At 67.6% G+C, this 14,254-nt stretch carries 16 protein-coding genes; 8 read left to right on the plus strand and 8 right to left on the minus strand.

What is annotated here, in order from left to right; genetic code table 11:
* Positions 1–7 precede the first annotated feature (7 nt).
* Positions 8–1,087, plus strand: a complete 1,080-nt coding sequence (locus tag QP552_RS03695) for an NAD(P) transhydrogenase subunit alpha (RefSeq protein WP_286075031.1) — start codon at positions 8–10, stop codon at positions 1,085–1,087.
* Between the two features lie 85 nt (positions 1,088–1,172).
* On the opposite strand, the gene QP552_RS03700 is transcribed toward QP552_RS03695, so the two are convergent.
* Genes QP552_RS03700 through QP552_RS03710 form a run of 3 tightly spaced genes read right to left on the minus strand, consistent with a single transcriptional unit; the run spans position 1,173 to position 2,554 of the window.
* Complete coding sequence (locus QP552_RS03700) at positions 1,173–1,643, minus strand: DUF3106 domain-containing protein (RefSeq protein WP_106550880.1); 471 nt, start codon at positions 1,641–1,643, stop codon at positions 1,173–1,175.
* A gap of 3 nt (positions 1,644–1,646) precedes the next feature.
* Positions 1,647–1,973, minus strand: coding sequence for a hypothetical protein (locus QP552_RS03705; protein ID WP_106550881.1), 327 nt, complete (start codon positions 1,971–1,973; stop codon positions 1,647–1,649).
* Entirely contained in the window at positions 1,970–2,554 is a 585-nt protein-coding gene (locus QP552_RS03710; RefSeq protein WP_106550882.1) for an RNA polymerase sigma factor, read from the minus strand. The genes QP552_RS03705 and QP552_RS03710 overlap by 4 nt, the downstream gene beginning before the upstream one ends.
* A gap of 98 nt (positions 2,555–2,652) precedes the next feature.
* Here QP552_RS03710 and QP552_RS03715 point away from each other — a divergent pair, with 98 nt between their 5' ends.
* Positions 2,653–2,973: an NAD(P) transhydrogenase subunit alpha gene (locus tag QP552_RS03715; RefSeq protein ID WP_049428770.1), complete on the plus strand. Its 321-nt coding sequence runs from the start codon at positions 2,653–2,655 to the stop codon at positions 2,971–2,973.
* Complete coding sequence (locus QP552_RS03720; RefSeq protein ID WP_286075032.1) at positions 2,970–4,430, plus strand: NAD(P)(+) transhydrogenase (Re/Si-specific) subunit beta; 1,461 nt, start codon at positions 2,970–2,972, stop codon at positions 4,428–4,430. The genes QP552_RS03715 and QP552_RS03720 overlap by 4 nt, the downstream gene beginning before the upstream one ends.
* Before the next feature lie 223 nt (positions 4,431–4,653).
* Here QP552_RS03720 and QP552_RS03725 read toward each other — a convergent pair whose 3' ends face one another.
* Positions 4,654–5,073, minus strand: coding sequence for a hypothetical protein (locus QP552_RS03725; protein ID WP_111112372.1), 420 nt, complete (start codon positions 5,071–5,073; stop codon positions 4,654–4,656).
* A gap of 122 nt (positions 5,074–5,195) precedes the next feature.
* Here QP552_RS03725 and sufT point away from each other — a divergent pair, with 122 nt between their 5' ends.
* The 3 genes from sufT to QP552_RS03740 all read left to right on the plus strand — a co-directional run bounded on the left by sufT (position 5,196) and on the right by QP552_RS03740 (position 9,225).
* Positions 5,196–5,747, plus strand: coding sequence for a putative Fe-S cluster assembly protein SufT (gene sufT, locus QP552_RS03730; protein WP_012479222.1), 552 nt, complete (start codon positions 5,196–5,198; stop codon positions 5,745–5,747).
* A gap of 59 nt (positions 5,748–5,806) precedes the next feature.
* Complete coding sequence (locus tag QP552_RS03735; RefSeq protein WP_049428774.1) at positions 5,807–6,901, plus strand: branched-chain amino acid aminotransferase; 1,095 nt, start codon at positions 5,807–5,809, stop codon at positions 6,899–6,901.
* 584 nt (positions 6,902–7,485) lie between these two features.
* Positions 7,486–9,225, plus strand: coding sequence for a S8 family peptidase (locus QP552_RS03740; RefSeq protein WP_286075033.1), 1,740 nt, complete (start codon positions 7,486–7,488; stop codon positions 9,223–9,225).
* A gap of 130 nt (positions 9,226–9,355) precedes the next feature.
* On the opposite strand, the gene QP552_RS03745 is transcribed toward QP552_RS03740, so the two are convergent.
* The 3 genes from QP552_RS03745 to wrbA all read right to left on the minus strand — a co-directional run bounded on the left by QP552_RS03745 (position 9,356) and on the right by wrbA (position 10,846).
* On the minus strand, positions 9,356–9,841 hold the full coding sequence (locus QP552_RS03745; RefSeq protein ID WP_010481766.1) for an asparaginase domain-containing protein: 486 nt from the start codon (positions 9,839–9,841) through the stop codon (positions 9,356–9,358).
* Between the two features lie 79 nt (positions 9,842–9,920).
* Positions 9,921–10,256 carry a DUF2069 domain-containing protein gene (locus QP552_RS03750; RefSeq protein WP_286075034.1) on the minus strand — a complete coding sequence of 112 codons (336 nt, stop codon included), beginning with the start codon at positions 10,254–10,256 and terminating at the stop codon, positions 9,921–9,923.
* Positions 10,253–10,846 carry an NAD(P)H:quinone oxidoreductase gene (gene wrbA, locus QP552_RS03755; protein ID WP_005408181.1) on the minus strand — a complete coding sequence of 198 codons (594 nt, stop codon included), beginning with the start codon at positions 10,844–10,846 and terminating at the stop codon, positions 10,253–10,255. The genes QP552_RS03750 and wrbA overlap by 4 nt, the downstream gene beginning before the upstream one ends.
* 77 nt (positions 10,847–10,923) lie before the next feature.
* Between wrbA and QP552_RS03760 the strand changes: the two genes are divergently transcribed.
* Together QP552_RS03760 and QP552_RS03765 are read left to right on the plus strand one after the other, a co-directional pair.
* Entirely contained in the window at positions 10,924–12,198 is a 1,275-nt protein-coding gene (locus QP552_RS03760) for a YihY family inner membrane protein (protein WP_049428781.1), read from the plus strand.
* Positions 12,195–12,767, plus strand: a complete 573-nt coding sequence (locus tag QP552_RS03765; RefSeq protein ID WP_286075036.1) for a redoxin domain-containing protein — start codon at positions 12,195–12,197, stop codon at positions 12,765–12,767. Before QP552_RS03760 ends, QP552_RS03765 begins: the two co-directional genes overlap by 4 nt.
* Positions 12,768–13,380: 613 nt before the next feature.
* On the opposite strand, the gene ppk2 is transcribed toward QP552_RS03765, so the two are convergent.
* Positions 13,381–14,163, minus strand: a complete 783-nt coding sequence (gene ppk2 / locus QP552_RS03770) for a polyphosphate kinase 2 (RefSeq protein WP_111110805.1) — start codon at positions 14,161–14,163, stop codon at positions 13,381–13,383.
* Positions 14,164–14,254 lie beyond the last annotated feature (91 nt).

The following is a 14,254-nucleotide window of genomic DNA, read 5'->3' on the forward strand; positions in this document are numbered from 1 at the left end:
GACCTGCATGGCCGTGGCGTTGCTGGGGATCAAGGAAACCGCGCCGGGCGAACGGCGCGTGGCGCTGACGCCGGAGACCGCGCGCAAGCTCGGCGCCCTGGGCATCACTGTGTGGTACGAGTCCGGCGCCGGACTGGCCGCGGGTTTCACCGATGCAGCGTATGACGATGCTGGTGCCCGCGCGTTCGATGCCAGCCGCTGGGCCGAAATCGACATCCTGTTGTGCGTGCAGGCGCCGGCGGCGGCGGTGCTGGAACAGCTCAAGCCGGGTGCCACCGTGGTTGGCCTGTTGACTCCTGCCAGTGATCCGGCCCTGGCGGCATTGGCTGCCGATGACCGCCTGCACCTGTTCCCGCTGCAGCAGCTGCCGCGCACCACCCGTGCGCAGGCGATGGACGTGCTCAGTTCGCAGGCCGGCATGGCCGGTTACAAGGCCGCGCTGATCGCCGCCGAACGCGCACCCCGTTTCTTCCCGATGCTGACCACCGCTGCCGGCACCGTGCGTCCGGCCAAGGTGCTGGTGATCGGTGCCGGCGTGGCGGGGCTGCAGGCCATTGCCACTGCCCGGCGCCTCGGTGCCCAGGTGGAAGGCTTCGACGTGCGCCCGGAAACCCGCGAGCAGATCCAGTCGCTGGGCGCCCGCTTCCTCGACCTGGGGGTGAGCGCGGCCGGCGAGGGTGGTTACGCGCGCGCGTTGACCGATGAGGAGCGTGCCGAGCAGCAGCGCCGCCTGGCCGACCACCTGCGCGGCGTGGATGTGGTGATCTGCACGGCGGCGGTACCGGGGCGCCCGGCACCCACAATCGTCACTGTGGCGATGGTGGAAGGCATGGCCACCGGCAGCGTGATCGTGGACCTGGCCGCCGAGAGCGGTGGCAACTGCGCACTGACCCGGCCGGGGCAATGCATCGAACACCAGGGCGTGACCATCGACGGCCCGTTGGGCCTGGCCAGTCGTGGTGCGACCCAGGCCAGCGAGATGTATGCGCGCAACCTGCTGAACTTCGTCGCGCTGTTCGTGCGCGAGGGGCAGCTGGCGTTCGACTGGGACGACGAGTTGCTGGCCAAGACACGCTGGCAGGCGTGAGTCGGTAGCGCCGGGCCATGCCCGGCGAGCGCAGCGGTATGCGGAAATCCGCCGGGCATGGCCCGGCGCTACCGAAGCGGAGGCGTTACCGCGGCTTCGCCGGCGGTGGGTTGTCGCGCACCCAGTCCTTTCGCTGTTCCGGCGTCATCTGCGACCAGCGCTCGCGCAGGGCGTCGCGCTGCGCCGGTGGCATGTCGCGCATCTGGCCGAACAGTGCCCGGGCCTGCTCACGCTGCTCCGGGCTCATGTGCTCGAAGCGGCGCAGGCCGCGGCGCGCTTTGTCGCGTTCCTCCGGGCTCATCGATTGCCAGCGCTGGCCGTGCGACAGCATGCGTTGGCGCTGGCCGGCATCGGCACCGTTCCAGCGGTCGCGCAACGGTGCCAGCAGCGATTCGCGCTGGGCTTCACTCAGCTGTTCCCACGCCGGCAGCGGTGCGGCCGGTACAGGGCGTGGAGCCGCAGCGGGTACAGCGGGTGCAGCGGTCTGCGCCAGCGCGGGGACGGCCGGCAGCAGCGACAGGGTCAACAGCAGCGGCAGCAGGTTGAATCGGGGCATGGTTCACTCCATCGCCAGGTCGGTATCGCCCAGCCACAGGTACAGATCGGGATTTTCGTCGTACAGCGCGCTGTTGTCTTCCACCGAGGCCAGCACCGGGGCCGGCGCTGGGCCCGACAGGGGGCTGTGGCCGCTGAACTGCAGGCCGATACCCAGTGCCACCACCAGCGAACAGGCGCTGGCCAGCCACCAGCGCAGGCGCCCGTGCCGGGCCGCGCTGGCGCCGTGGCGGGCCTGGCGCAGCCGTGCCAGTGTGGCCGGCGACAGCGCCTGCAGCGACTGCGCGTGCAGGCTGCGCAGGATGTCATCGGAGGGCAGGGAGCGGTTCACGGGTGGGTCTCCAGGTAGTCCTGCAGCGCCTGCCGGGCGCGTGCCAGATGGGTTTTTACCGCGCCTTCGCTGCAGCCCATGGCGCGGGCGGTGGTGGCCCCGTCCAGGTCCTGCAGCACGCGCAGGGTGAAGGCTTCGCGCTGGCGGGCGGGCAGGGTGCGCAACGCGTCCACCAGCTGCTGGTACTGCTGGCGCTGTTCATGCGCCTGTGCGGGGTCCGGGCCGGGATCGGCCCAATCGATCTCGCCGCCTTCCGCGTCCTGGTTGTCGCGCCAGAACGGCAGGCGGAAGCGGCGTCGGCGCTGCAGGTCGATCACGCGCCGGCGCAGGATGCTCCAGAACAGCGGCGCCCATTCGGCGGCAGGTTTGTCGGCATAGTCCAGCATGCGCATCAGCGCGTCCTGCACCGCGTCCATGGCGTCGTCGCGCTGGCGCAGACCAGCCTCGGCGAAACGGAACGCACGCGGGCCGACGCTGGCCAGGAACGCTTCCAGCGACGCCGGCAGGGCATCGGTCTCGGCGCTCGGGGGGACAGGGCTGCTCACCAGCACAGGGTACGGTTCCTCGCTCGGGGTCACCATCGACAACGCGTGAGCGCGGCTTCGGTTGACCGTGGGCGCGCGCCGGGTTCAGCCCGTGGTTATGATGGGCCGACGAAGACAGAGCGGGAGCGTTGCCAGTGAGTGACGGGTTCGTAGCGCTGTACATCTTCATGCTGGCGGCCATCGCCGGCCACGTGATCATTTCGCGGGTGCCGGTGATCCTGCATACCCCGCTGATGTCGGGTTCCAACTTCATCCACGGCATCGTGCTGATCGGCGCGATGGTGGTGCTGGGACACGCGCAGACGCCGCTGGAGAAAGCCCTGGGCTTCCTTGCCGTGGTGCTCGGTGCCGGCAATGCGGCCGGTGGCTACGTGGTCACCGCGCGCATGCTGGAAATGTTCAAGCCGAGCGCGCCCAAGGGTGCCAAGGACGAACCGAAGGAGCCGCAGGCTTGAACATCAGTACCGTCGAACTGCTCGACTGGCTGGTCAAGGCCAGCTACCTCGTCGCCGCCACGTTGTTCCTGCTCGGCCTGCAGCGCATGGCCTCGCCGCTGACCGCGCACAGCGGCATCCGCTGGGCCGGGCTGGGCATGCTGCTGGCCACGGCGGCCACCTTCTTCCTGCCCGAACTGCACAACGTGCCGCTGATCCTGGTGGCGCTGCTGCTTGGCGCGGGCCTGGCCTGGTGGTCGGCAGGCAAGGTCGCCATCACTGACATGCCGCAGATGGTGGCGCTGTACAACGGCATGGGCGGTGGCTCGGCGGCGGCGATCGGCGCGGTGGAACTGCTGCGCTATGCGTTCCTGGCCAACCGCGATACCAGCCACTGGAGCGCGCAGGCGCTGGCCGACCTGGCCGCGCGCCAGCCATCGGGCACGGTGCTGCTGCTGGCGGTGGTCGGCGCGGCCATCGGCGCGGTGTCGCTGTCCGGCTCGGTGATCGCCTGGGCCAAGCTGGACGGACGCCTGGACAAGCGCGTGACCTGGCCCGGCCAGCAGGTGATGAACCTGCTGGTGGCGCTGGCGGTGGTGGTGCTGGCGATCATCGCGGCCAGCACGCTCAGTACCTGGTCCATCGTCGCCTTCTTCGTGCTGGCACTGGCGCTGGGCGTGCTGATGACGCTGCCGATCGGCGGTGCCGACATGCCGGTGGTGATCTCGCTGTACAACGCGTTCACCGGCCTGGCGGTGTCCTTCGAAGGCTACGTGCTGGGCAACGAGGCGTTGATCATCGCCGGGATGATGGTCGGCGCGGCCGGCATCCTGCTGACCCGGTTGATGGCCAAGGCGATGAACCGGCCGATCCGCAACGTGCTGTTCTCCAACTTCGGTGGCACGGCCGGTGGCGAAGCGCAGGCGATCAGCGGTTCGCAGAAGCCGATCGACGCGGCCGACGTGGCCGCGATGATGGCGTTTGCCGAGCGCGTGGTGATCGTGCCCGGCTACGGCATGGCGGTGGCGCAGGCCCAGCACAAGATCTGGGAACTGGCGCAGCGGCTGGGACAGCGCGGGGTGAAGGTGAAGTTCGCGATCCACCCGGTGGCGGGGCGCATGCCCGGGCACATGAACGTGCTGCTGGCCGAGGCGGGCGTGCCCTACGACCTGATCGCCGACATGGACGACATCAACCCGGAGTTCGCCAACACCGACGTGGTGCTGGTGATCGGCGCCAACGATGTGGTCAATCCGGTCGCGCGCACCGACCCGGCCAGCCCGATCTACGGCATGCCGGTGCTGGACGTGGTCAACGCCCGCAACGTGGTGGTGATCAAGCGCGGCAAGGGCACCGGCTTTGCCGGCATCGAGAATGCGCTGTTCTACGCCGACAACACCCGCATGCTGTACGGCGACGGTGCCGAGGCGGCGGCCTCGCTGGTGAGCGAGTTGAAGGCGCTCGACGGCGGGCATTGATGCCCGGGGTCGGATCCCTTTCCGCAGGAAAGGGTTCTGACCCCATGCTTCAGGCCCTCATCCACGCATGGCGTGGATCTACCGGGCGTGGGTGCGGACCTGGGTCCGCACGCTTCTGCCGGCCAGCAGCCGGCACTACCATCGCATCCACGCATGGCGTGGATCTACCCGCGCATCCCCGGTAGCGCCGGGCCATGCCCGGCGGGCGTAGCAACCAGCGCGCTCAGCGCGCCAGCCAGGCTCCCACGGCAACACCCACGACCAGCCACAGCCATTCCATGGCGCCATTGGCCAGGGTGATCAGGGTCCAGGCCAGGTGCGGGCCCATGCGCAGGCTGGCGTCCCACAGGTCCAGCCCGATCGACCCGCCCATCCAGGCGCTGGCGATGGTCCAGTTGGCCACGGCGGCTACCAGCAGGGTGCCCAGCACGACCAGGGCGATGCGCAGGCGGCCCGGGCCGAGCGTACCCATGCGCAGCATGAACACCAGTTCCAGGGCGGTCAGTACCGCCATCCAGCCGACCTGCCGGCCGGTCATCAGTGCCAGCACCATCCAGGCAAGGGGAGCAACAACCAGGCCCAGCAACAGCATGATGGGCCAGAGCCAGGTTACGGTCCTGGCACGCGCGGCATTGGAGGACATCGAAGCTCCCTGAAGATCACCCACAGGATACTGTGGTTTGCGGCGGTGCACCGGCGGTGCCGGGGCGGCTGGGCTAGAATGCCGTCTTGCGTGGCCCCGGCCACGGCCCCATATCGGTCCCCATGTATTCCCGTAGCAGCGAACCTGTCCACTTCGAACGCGATTGCGAGGCCGTGATGGTCCCGCAGGGCGATACCGTGACCCTGCCCGCCGGCAGCTATGGGTACATCACCCAGGCGCTGGGCGGCAGTTATTCGGTGTTCGTCGAAGGCAACCTGTTCCGCATCGCCGGCAAGGACGGCGACGCCATCGGCAAGGAGGCACCGGCACCGCTGGAACTGCCTGCCGATGCCACCGATGAACAGGTGGAACAGCTGGTGTGGCAGCAGCTGCGTACCTGCTTCGACCCGGAAATTCCGGTGAACATCGTCGAACTGGGCCTGGTCTACGAGGTCGAGATCAAGCACCTGGACGAGGGCCAGCGCGAGATCGACGTGAAGATGACCCTGACCGCACCGGGCTGCGGCATGGGCGACATCCTGGTCGACGACGTGCGCAGCAAGCTTGAAATGATCCCGACGGTGGCCGAGGCCGACGTCGACCTGGTGTTCGACCCGCCGTGGAACCAGCACATGATGTCCGAGGCGGCCCGGCTCGAGACCGGCATGCTTTGACCCAGGGCCCGCAGTGACGCGGGCCCGGCACTACCCGCAACCAGAACAGGAATCCTCCGGTGTCCCAGTCCATTCCCAGCTTCGCCGTCACCCGTTCGGACCACCCGCGCAGCGCTGAAGAGCGCGCCCAGATCCTGGAGAAGCCGGGCTTCGGCCTGCACTTCACCGATCACATGGTGGAAGTGCGCTGGGACAAGGATGCCGGCTGGCACAACGCCAACGTGCGTGCCTATGGCCCGCTGCAGCTGGACCCGGCCGCGGCCGTGCTGCACTACGGCCAGGAAATCTTCGAAGGCATCAAGGCCTACCGCCATGCCGATGGCTCGATCTGGACCTTCCGCCCGGATGCCAACGGCCGTCGCCTGCAGCGTTCGGCACAGCGCCTGGCGCTGCCGGAACTGCCGGTGGAGATCTTCGTCGAATCGCTGAAGCAGCTGATCGCCGTGGACAGCGCCTGGGTGCCGTCGGCCGATGAGTCCAGCCTGTACTTCCGTCCGTTCATGATCGGCGACGAAGCCTTCCTCGGCGTGCGCGGCGCGCACAAGGCCGGTTACTACGTCATCGCCAGCCCGGCTGGCCCGTACTTCGCCAAGGGCGTTGCCCCGGTGTCGATCTGGCTGTCCACCGAGTACGCACGTGCGGCCAAGGGCGGCACCGGCGCGGCCAAGTGCGGCGGCAACTACGCCGCCTCGCTGCTGCCGCAGCAGAAGGCGCAGGCGCAGGGCTGCTCGCAGGTGCTGTTCCTCGACCCGGTCGAAGGCAAGTACCTGGAAGAACTGGGCGGCATGAACGTGTTCCTGGTCTACAAGGACGGCACCCTGGTCACCCCGGAACTGTCGGGCAGCATCCTCGAGGGCATCACCCGCGAGAGCATCCTGCAGCTGGCCCGCGACCGTGGCATGAAGGTCGAAGAGCGCAAGGTCACCATCGATGAGTGGAAGCAGGGCGTGACCTCCGGCGATATCGCCGAAGTGTTCGCCTGCGGCACCGCTGCGGTGGTCACCCCGATCGGCCAGCTGAAGGGCGAGGGCTTCTCGGTGGGCGACATCAACGCCCCGGCCGGCGAAGTGACCATGTCGCTGCGCAAGGAACTGACCGATATCCAGTACGGCCGCCTGCCGGACCGCCACAACTGGCTGGTCAAGCTGGGCTGATCGCCCACGGCCCACTGTAGAGCCGAGCCCACGCTCGGCTGCTTTTCCGGAAAGCCCGTCCCCATGACGGGCTTTCTGCGTTTCGGGCTTGGGGTCAGATCCCTTTTCCTGCAGAAAAGGGATCTGACCCCGAGTGCGACCCGCATTCTGTAGAGCCGAGCCCACGCTCGGCTGCTTTTCCGGAAAGCCCGTCCCCGTGACGGGCTTTCTGCGTTTCGGGCCTGGGGCCAGATCCCTTTTCCTGCAGAAAAGGGATCTGACCCCGGATCAGCGGACGCCGATGTCGGCAAAGTCATTCCAGGACACGTGACGACCCAGTCAGGTCTGTGCAGGACACGAGAAAGTTCCTTCACCTTCACAAACCCTCGACCCGAAAAGTCTCAGAACGAACATTTCATCTTGCTGAAAAGACGCTGAAAATCTTGTGGTGTCCGGTTTCGGCCTTTAGCGTCATCTGCACGGCGGATCGTTAGGGGGATCCGCTGACTCACCGGACTTCGAACCTCGCCAATGCAAGCCAGCCCACGGTTCGGGCCGGTGCTTCTGCCGATTCCGGCATTCACACCACAAGAAAGGGAAATACGATGTCCCAGGTAACGCAACCGCGTGTGCGTCGAGTGTGGGTGGTCCTTGGTGCGTCCGTTCTGTCATCGCTGCTGCTGGCCACGCCTGCGCTGGCCGGTGATGTCCAGCTCAGCGGCCTGCAGTCCGCGCCGACGCACCAGCGCTTCATCGTGAAGTACCGCGACGGCAGCGCCGCCATGGCCAACACCACTGCGCTGGCTTCGTCGCTGAAGACGGCCGCCGCTGGCCTGGCCAGCAGCCAGGGCCGCGCGCTGGGCCTGCAGGAGGTCCGCAAGCTGGCCGTCGGCCCGACCCTGGTCAAGACTGACCGTCCGCTCGACCAGGCCGAATCCGAACTGCTGATGCGCAAGCTGGCCGCCGACCCGAACGTGGAATACGTCGAAGTCGACCAGATCATGCGCGCGACGCTGACCCCGAACGACACCCGCTTCAGCGAGCAGTGGGGCTTCGGTACGTCCAACGCGGGCATCAACATCCAGCCGGCCTGGGACAAGTCGACCGGCACCGGCGTGGTCGTGGCGGTGATCGACACCGGCATCACCAACCATCCTGACCTCAACGCCAACATCCTGCCCGGCTACGACTTCATCAGCGACGCAGCGATGGCGCGCGATGGTGGCGGCCGCGACAACAACCCTAACGATGAAGGCGACTGGTACGGCGCCAACGAGTGTGGCTCGGGCATCCCGGCCTCCAACTCCAGCTGGCACGGCACCCACGTCGCCGGCACCGTGGCGGCGGTGACCAACAACGCCAGCGGCGTGGCTGGCACCGCGTTCAACGCCAAGGTCGTGCCGGTGCGCGTGCTCGGCAAGTGCGGCGGTTACACCTCCGACATCGCTGACGCGATCGTGTGGGCGTCCGGTGGCACCGTCAGTGGCGTGCCGGCCAATGCCAATCCGGCCGAGGTCATCAACCTCTCGCTGGGCGGTGGCGGCAGCTGCTCGACCACCTACCAGAATGCGATCAACGGCGCGGTCGGGCGTGGCACCACCGTGGTGGTCGCCGCCGGCAACAGCAACGCCAACGTGTCCAGCTCGGTGCCGGCCAACTGCCCGAACGTGATCGCGGTGGCGGCAACCACCTCGGCCGGTGCACGTGCCAGCTTCTCCAACTACGGCACCGGCATCGACATCTCGGCACCGGGCCAGAGCATCCTGTCCACCCTCAACACCGGCACCACCACGCCGGGCAGCGCGACCTACGCGTCGTACAACGGCACCTCGATGGCGGCGCCGCACGTGGCCGGCGTGGTCGCGCTGATGCAGTCGGTCGCTCCGAGCCCGCTGAGCCCGGCGCAGGTCGAGAGCATCATCAAGAGCACGGCACGTCCGCTGCCGGGCGCCTGCTCGGGTGGCTGCGGCGCCGGCATCATCGACGCCAACGCGGCCGTGGCTGCGGCGATCAATGGCGGTGGCCCGAACCCGGGCGGCAACGTGCTGCAGAACAACGTGCCGGTGACCGGCCTGGGCGCTGCAACCGGTGCCGAGCTGAACTACACCGTCGCGGTTCCGGCCGGTAGCACCCAGCTGCGCGTGGCAATCAGTGGCGGCAGCGGTGATGCCGACCTGTACGTGCGCCAGGGCAGTGCCCCGACCGATACCGCCTACACCTGCCGTCCGTACCTGAGCGGCAACAGCGAGACCTGCACCATCAACAGTCCTGCCGCCGGCACCTGGTATGTGCGGGTGAAGGCCTACAGCACCTTCTCGGGCCTGACCCTCAACGCCCAGTACTGAGCCCAAGTCCCTCTCCATGGGCACGCCCCGGCTCCGGCCGGGGCGTTTCTGCTTTGGTGGGTGCCGACCTTGGTCGGCACGCGGTTCCTCAAGCCATGGTGGGTGCCGACCTTGGTCGGCACGCTGTTCCTCAGACCGACTCGAAGCGGTTCGCGGCCACGTTCTTGCGCACGTGCTGCGGGTCGAAAATGCGGCCGTTCATGGCGATGTACACGCCGCTCGGCAGCGACTGCACCGCACCGATCGCACAGCCGATGTTGAACTCCGCATCCGAACCACGGAAGCGCGCCGGGCTCAGCGCGCCGGTCATCACGATGGTCTTGTCCGGGATCGTTGCCAGCACCTTGCCGGTCTGCACCATCGAATCGGTGCCGTGGGTCACCAGCACGTGCCGGGTCGGCTGCGCGGCGATGGTGGCGCGGATCAGCTCGCGGTCCTCATCGTTGATGTGCAGCGAATCCTTGCGCAGGATCGGAATCACGTTGAAGCGGAACGTCACGCCCAGCTCGCGCAGGATCATGCCGATCTGCGGATCGCCGATCTGGTAGTCCGACTTGTCGTCGAAGTAGATCTTGTCGATCGTGCCACCGGTGGTGACGACCAGGAGCTCTTCCATCATGTGCATGCGCGAAACCAGGACAGGTACTGCGGCGCGGGGCCAGGAATGCAGATGATACGGCCCGGCGGGCGCAGCGTCAGCGTCGCTTGCCGAAGCGGGCGCGCAGGCCGGGCAGGCTGGCGCTGAAGATCACCAGGAGGGCCAGCGCGATCTCGATCAGCGCCAGCCAGCGCGTTTCCGGATGGCTCCAGGCGCTCATCACGCCGTGGCTGAACCAGCCCAGCGCCAGCACCGAAGCCCAGAAGCCGGCCTTGCGCCAGCCCAGGCGCAATGCAAAGGCCAGTGCCAGCGGCGGCGCGGTGAACACCAGCTGGGTGGGCAGCCAGTGCTTGTCATTGATGAACCAGCCTGCGAACAGCGCAGCCAGCCCCATCAGGGCCAACAGCAGGACCGTGCGCGGCGGCCGGTTCATCGGGCCAACCGCTGCGCGATGTCGGCCACCCGGCGGCCCAGCGCACGGGCCAGCACGGCCTCGTCGTCGGTCGGCTGCGGGTCGTCGGCGGCTCCAGCCACGTGGCTGGCGCCATAGGGCGTGCCGCCACTGGTGGTGTGGCTCAGCGCCGGTTCGGTGAACGGGATGCCGACGATCACGCAGCCGTGGTGCAGCAGCGGCACCTGCATCGACAGCAGGGTCGATTCCTGCCCGCCGTGCATCGAGGCGGTGGAGGTGAACACGCCGGCCGGCTTGCCCGAGAGGGTGCCGTTGACCCATTCGGCTCCCAGCCCATCCAGGAAATGCTTGACCGGGGCGGCCATGTTGCCGAAGCGGGTGGGGCTGCCGAGCAGCAGGCCCTGGCACTCGACCAGGTCCTGCACGCTCACATAGGGGGCGCCATCGTCGGGTACAGGCGGCTGCGCGGTCTGGGTCACCGCGGCTACCGGCGGCACCGTGCGCAGGCGCGCGCTCATGCCCGGCACTTCGCCGATGCCCCGCGCGATCTGGCGCGCCAGCCGTGCCACCGAACCGCCCCGGCTGTAGTACAGCACCAGAATCTCGCCCATCGTGCCCGCTTCTCCTCGTCGTGTGGCCACCAGTATGGCTATCCTGCCAGCATTCCGCATCGGGTACCCTTCCACCGATGGAACCTTTGGATACGCTCAACCTGTGGATGGAGCGCGCGCGGGATCGCGCACGGGCCATCAGTTTCGGCCGCTTCCTGTGGCATCGCTTCCTCGACGACCGCCTGTTCCAGGCAGCGGCGGCGCTGGCGTACACCACGGTGTTCGCACTGGTGCCGCTGGCCATCGTGGTGTTCGGCGTGCTCTCGGCCTTCCCCGTCTTCGACCGCTGGAGCGACCAGCTCAGCGATTACGTCTTCTCCAACTTCGTGCCCAACGCCGCGCGCGCGGCCGAGGGCTACCTGCGGCAGTTCTCGGCCAGCGCCGGCCAGCTCACCGCCGCCGGCTTCATCGCGCTGGTGGTGTCACTGCTGATCACCCTCAACAGTGTTGAAGAGACCTTCAACCAGATCTGGCGGGTCGGTTCGACCCGGCCCAAGCTGACCCGTTTCCTGGTCTACTGGACCGTACTGACGCTGGGCGCGATGCTCGCGGCCGCTTCGCTGGCGGTGTCGGCGCGGGTGTTCGCGATGCCGCTGTTCGGCACCCAGGAGGGCCGCTGGCTGGCCGAACTGGCGCTGCGGCTGGCGCCGATCCTGATCGAGTTCGTGTGCATCACGCTGATGTTCCGGGTGGTGCCGCACCACACGGTGAAGTGGCGGCATGCAGTGCCCGGCGCGATCCTGGCGGCGGTGATCCTGGAACTGGTGAAATGGGGCATCGGCGCCTACCTGGGCAGCTTCCAGTCCTACCAGAAGCTGTATGGCACGGTGGCGTTCGTGCCGATCCTGCTGCTGTGGATCTACCTGTGCTGGGTGGCGGTGCTGCTGGGCGCGTCGCTGTCCTCGTCGATGGCTGCCTTCCGCTACCAGCCGGTGGAACTGCGCCTGCCGCAGGGCTACGAGTTCTATGGCCTGCTGCGCCTGCTGGGCCGCTTCCACCATGCACGTGCCAAGGGCAAGGGTCTGGCCGATGATGAAATCCTGCGGCTGGAGCCGATGCTGACCGATTCGCTGCTGCAGGACCTGGCCTGCAACCTGCAGGAGATCGGCCTGCTGCGCCGCGACGAGCGCGGCGAGTGGTTGCTGTCGCGCGACCTGGACCAGGTCAGCCTGGCCGATCTGTACGAATGCACCCAGCTGCGCATCCCGGTGGCCGAGCAGCATCTGCCGTACCGGGACGACAGCCTGGGTCGCGCCGCACTGGCGGCACTGGACGACCTGCGACTGCCCCTGCGCGAACGCCTCAAGCGCAAGGTCAGCGATATCTATACCGAATCTGGAGACATGCCATGACCCGCAAGACCCCGTTGCTGCTGCTCCCGCTGGCCCTCCTGTTGGCGCTGGCAGCCTGCAAGCCGGCGCAGGAGCCGACCCCGGCCAGCAGCCAGCCGCCGGCGCAGGCACCGACACCGAGCACGCCGGCACCGGTCGAGGAGACCCCGGCCGAACGCACCACCGCCGAGTTCCCGGCGCTGAAGATGAAGGCGGTTGATGGCAGCGACTACGACCTGGCCGCGCACCGTGGCAAGTGGGTGGTGGTGAATTTCTGGGCGACGTGGTGTGCCCCGTGCCGCAAGGAAATGCCGGAGTTGTCGGCGCTGCATGCGATGCGCAGCAACATTGAAGTGGTCGGCCTGGCGTATGAGGACATCGAAGCGCCGGAGATGCAGGCATTCCTGACCAAGCATCCGGTGACCTATCCGATCGTGATCGTCGACCCGTTCGATCCGCCGGCTGATTTCGCCACGCCGCGTGGTTTGCCGCTGACGCATCTCATCGATCCGCAGGGCAAGCTGGCGCACAGCTTCCTCGGACCGGTGACCGCCGCGGACATCGAAAAGCAGATCGCTGCTGCCAAGTAGTGGGTTGGTCGGCAGGGCCTGCGGCCCTGCACCCGCGGTAGTGCCGGCCGCTGGCCGGCAACCCCAGCAACGGCAACAGCAACAGCAACAGCCGAAGCGGGTTTCCTGAGAGATGGCGGGGTGGGTCCGGTGGCGGGGGACGCCGTAAACCCATCCATGGGGGCTTGGCCGCGGCATCCATGCCGCGGACACCCCCGCAACCGGACCCACCCCGCCTTCGACAGTTCGCCGCGATCTGTCGGAATGCATGGCCTGCTCCAGGTGGGTGTCGACCACGCCGCTGTTGGTGGGTGTCGACCTTGGTCGACACGTAGATCCACGCCACGCGTGGATGCTCTTCGTTCCATTGTCGAAATATTCGATTTCAATGGAAATTCATCCACGCATGGCGTGGATCTACCTCCGTCACCGGAAATCTGTCGGGGATGGGGCGGTGTGGGTTGGCAGGACCGTTGGCGCCATGGATGGCGCCATCGAGCCCCCATGGATGGGTTTACGGCGCGTCCTGCCAACCCACACCACCCCAGCCAACAAGCAAAACTCCCAGAGCCGGCTGTTGCCGTTGCTTGAGGGCTTCTGCAGGTGCAGGGCCGCAGGCCCTGCCGAACAAACCCTATTCCTCTACCGGGAAATCCTCGATCGGCTTCAGCACGTCGTAGTGCTCGCGATGCAGCTTGCCTTTCAGCTTCGGCAGCTCCGGCAACGGCGCATCCACGCGCGTATCCGGCAGCCGGTCCAGCAGGTTGCGCACCAGCGTCAGCCGGCCCAGCCGCTGGTCGTTGAAATCCACCAGCGTCCACGGCGCCGCCTCGCGATGCGTCGCGCGCAACATCGCCTCGCGGGCCTCGGTGTAGGCGCTGTACTTGCTTCGTGATTTCAGGTCCACCGGAGAGAGCTTCCAGCCCTTCAGCGGGTCGATATGACGCTCGGCGAAGCGCTTCTCCTGCTGCTCCTGGTCAACGCACAGCCAGTACTTGAACAGGAGGATGCCGTCGTCCACCAGCAGCTGCTCGAACACCGGCGCCTGGCGCAGGAACTGCTGGTACTCGGTTTCGCTGCAATAGCCCATCACCCGTTCGACGCCGGCACGGTTGTACCAGCTGCGGTCCATCAGCACGATCTCGCCGGCGGCCGGCAGGTGCGAAGCGTAGCGCTGGAAATACCACTGCGTGGCTTCACGGTCGGTGGGCTTGGGCAAGGCCACCACCCGGCACTGGCGAGGGTTGAGGTGCTGGCTGATGGCCTGGATCGCGCCGCCTTTGCCCGCCGTGTCGCGCCCTTCGAACAGCACCAGCAGGCGTTGCCCGCTGTGCTGCACCCAGCGCGCCATCGCCGTCAGTTCCAGCTGCAGTGGCAGCAGCAGTTCGTCGTACTCCTTGCGCTTGAGCTTGGCCATCGTCACACCACGCGGGAAGGAAGCCCGAGCGTAGCGCAGGTGGCGCTCAAACGATGTCGATGCCGGGTAGAGTCGACTGTCAGTCGACTAT

Source organism: Stenotrophomonas sp. 59, from assembly GCF_030291095.1.
GTDB classification, from domain to species: domain Bacteria; phylum Pseudomonadota; class Gammaproteobacteria; order Xanthomonadales; family Xanthomonadaceae; genus Stenotrophomonas; species Stenotrophomonas maltophilia_Q.

Coding starts and splice junctions, on each gene's coding strand:
- QP552_RS03695 (WP_286075031.1), top strand. CDS start 8: ATGGCCGTGGCGTTGCTGGGGATCAAGGAAACCGCGCCGGGCGAACGG.
- QP552_RS03700 (WP_106550880.1), bottom strand. CDS start 1,643: ATGCCCCGATTCAACCTGCTGCCGCTGCTGTTGACCCTGTCGCTGCTG.
- QP552_RS03710 (WP_106550882.1), bottom strand. CDS start 2,554: ATGGTGACCCCGAGCGAGGAACCGTACCCTGTGCTGGTGAGCAGCCCT.
- QP552_RS03725 (WP_111112372.1), bottom strand. CDS start 5,073: ATGTCCTCCAATGCCGCGCGTGCCAGGACCGTAACCTGGCTCTGGCCC.
- sufT (WP_012479222.1), top strand. CDS start 5,196: ATGTATTCCCGTAGCAGCGAACCTGTCCACTTCGAACGCGATTGCGAG.
- QP552_RS03740 (WP_286075033.1), top strand. CDS start 7,486: ATGTCCCAGGTAACGCAACCGCGTGTGCGTCGAGTGTGGGTGGTCCTT.
- QP552_RS03745 (WP_010481766.1), bottom strand. CDS start 9,841: ATGGAAGAGCTCCTGGTCGTCACCACCGGTGGCACGATCGACAAGATC.
- QP552_RS03750 (WP_286075034.1), bottom strand. CDS start 10,256: ATGAACCGGCCGCCGCGCACGGTCCTGCTGTTGGCCCTGATGGGGCTG.
- wrbA (WP_005408181.1), bottom strand. CDS start 10,846: ATGGGCGAGATTCTGGTGCTGTACTACAGCCGGGGCGGTTCGGTGGCA.
- QP552_RS03760 (WP_049428781.1), top strand. CDS start 10,924: ATGGAACCTTTGGATACGCTCAACCTGTGGATGGAGCGCGCGCGGGAT.
- QP552_RS03765 (WP_286075036.1), top strand. CDS start 12,195: ATGACCCGCAAGACCCCGTTGCTGCTGCTCCCGCTGGCCCTCCTGTTG.
- ppk2 (WP_111110805.1), bottom strand. CDS start 14,163: ATGGCCAAGCTCAAGCGCAAGGAGTACGACGAACTGCTGCTGCCACTG.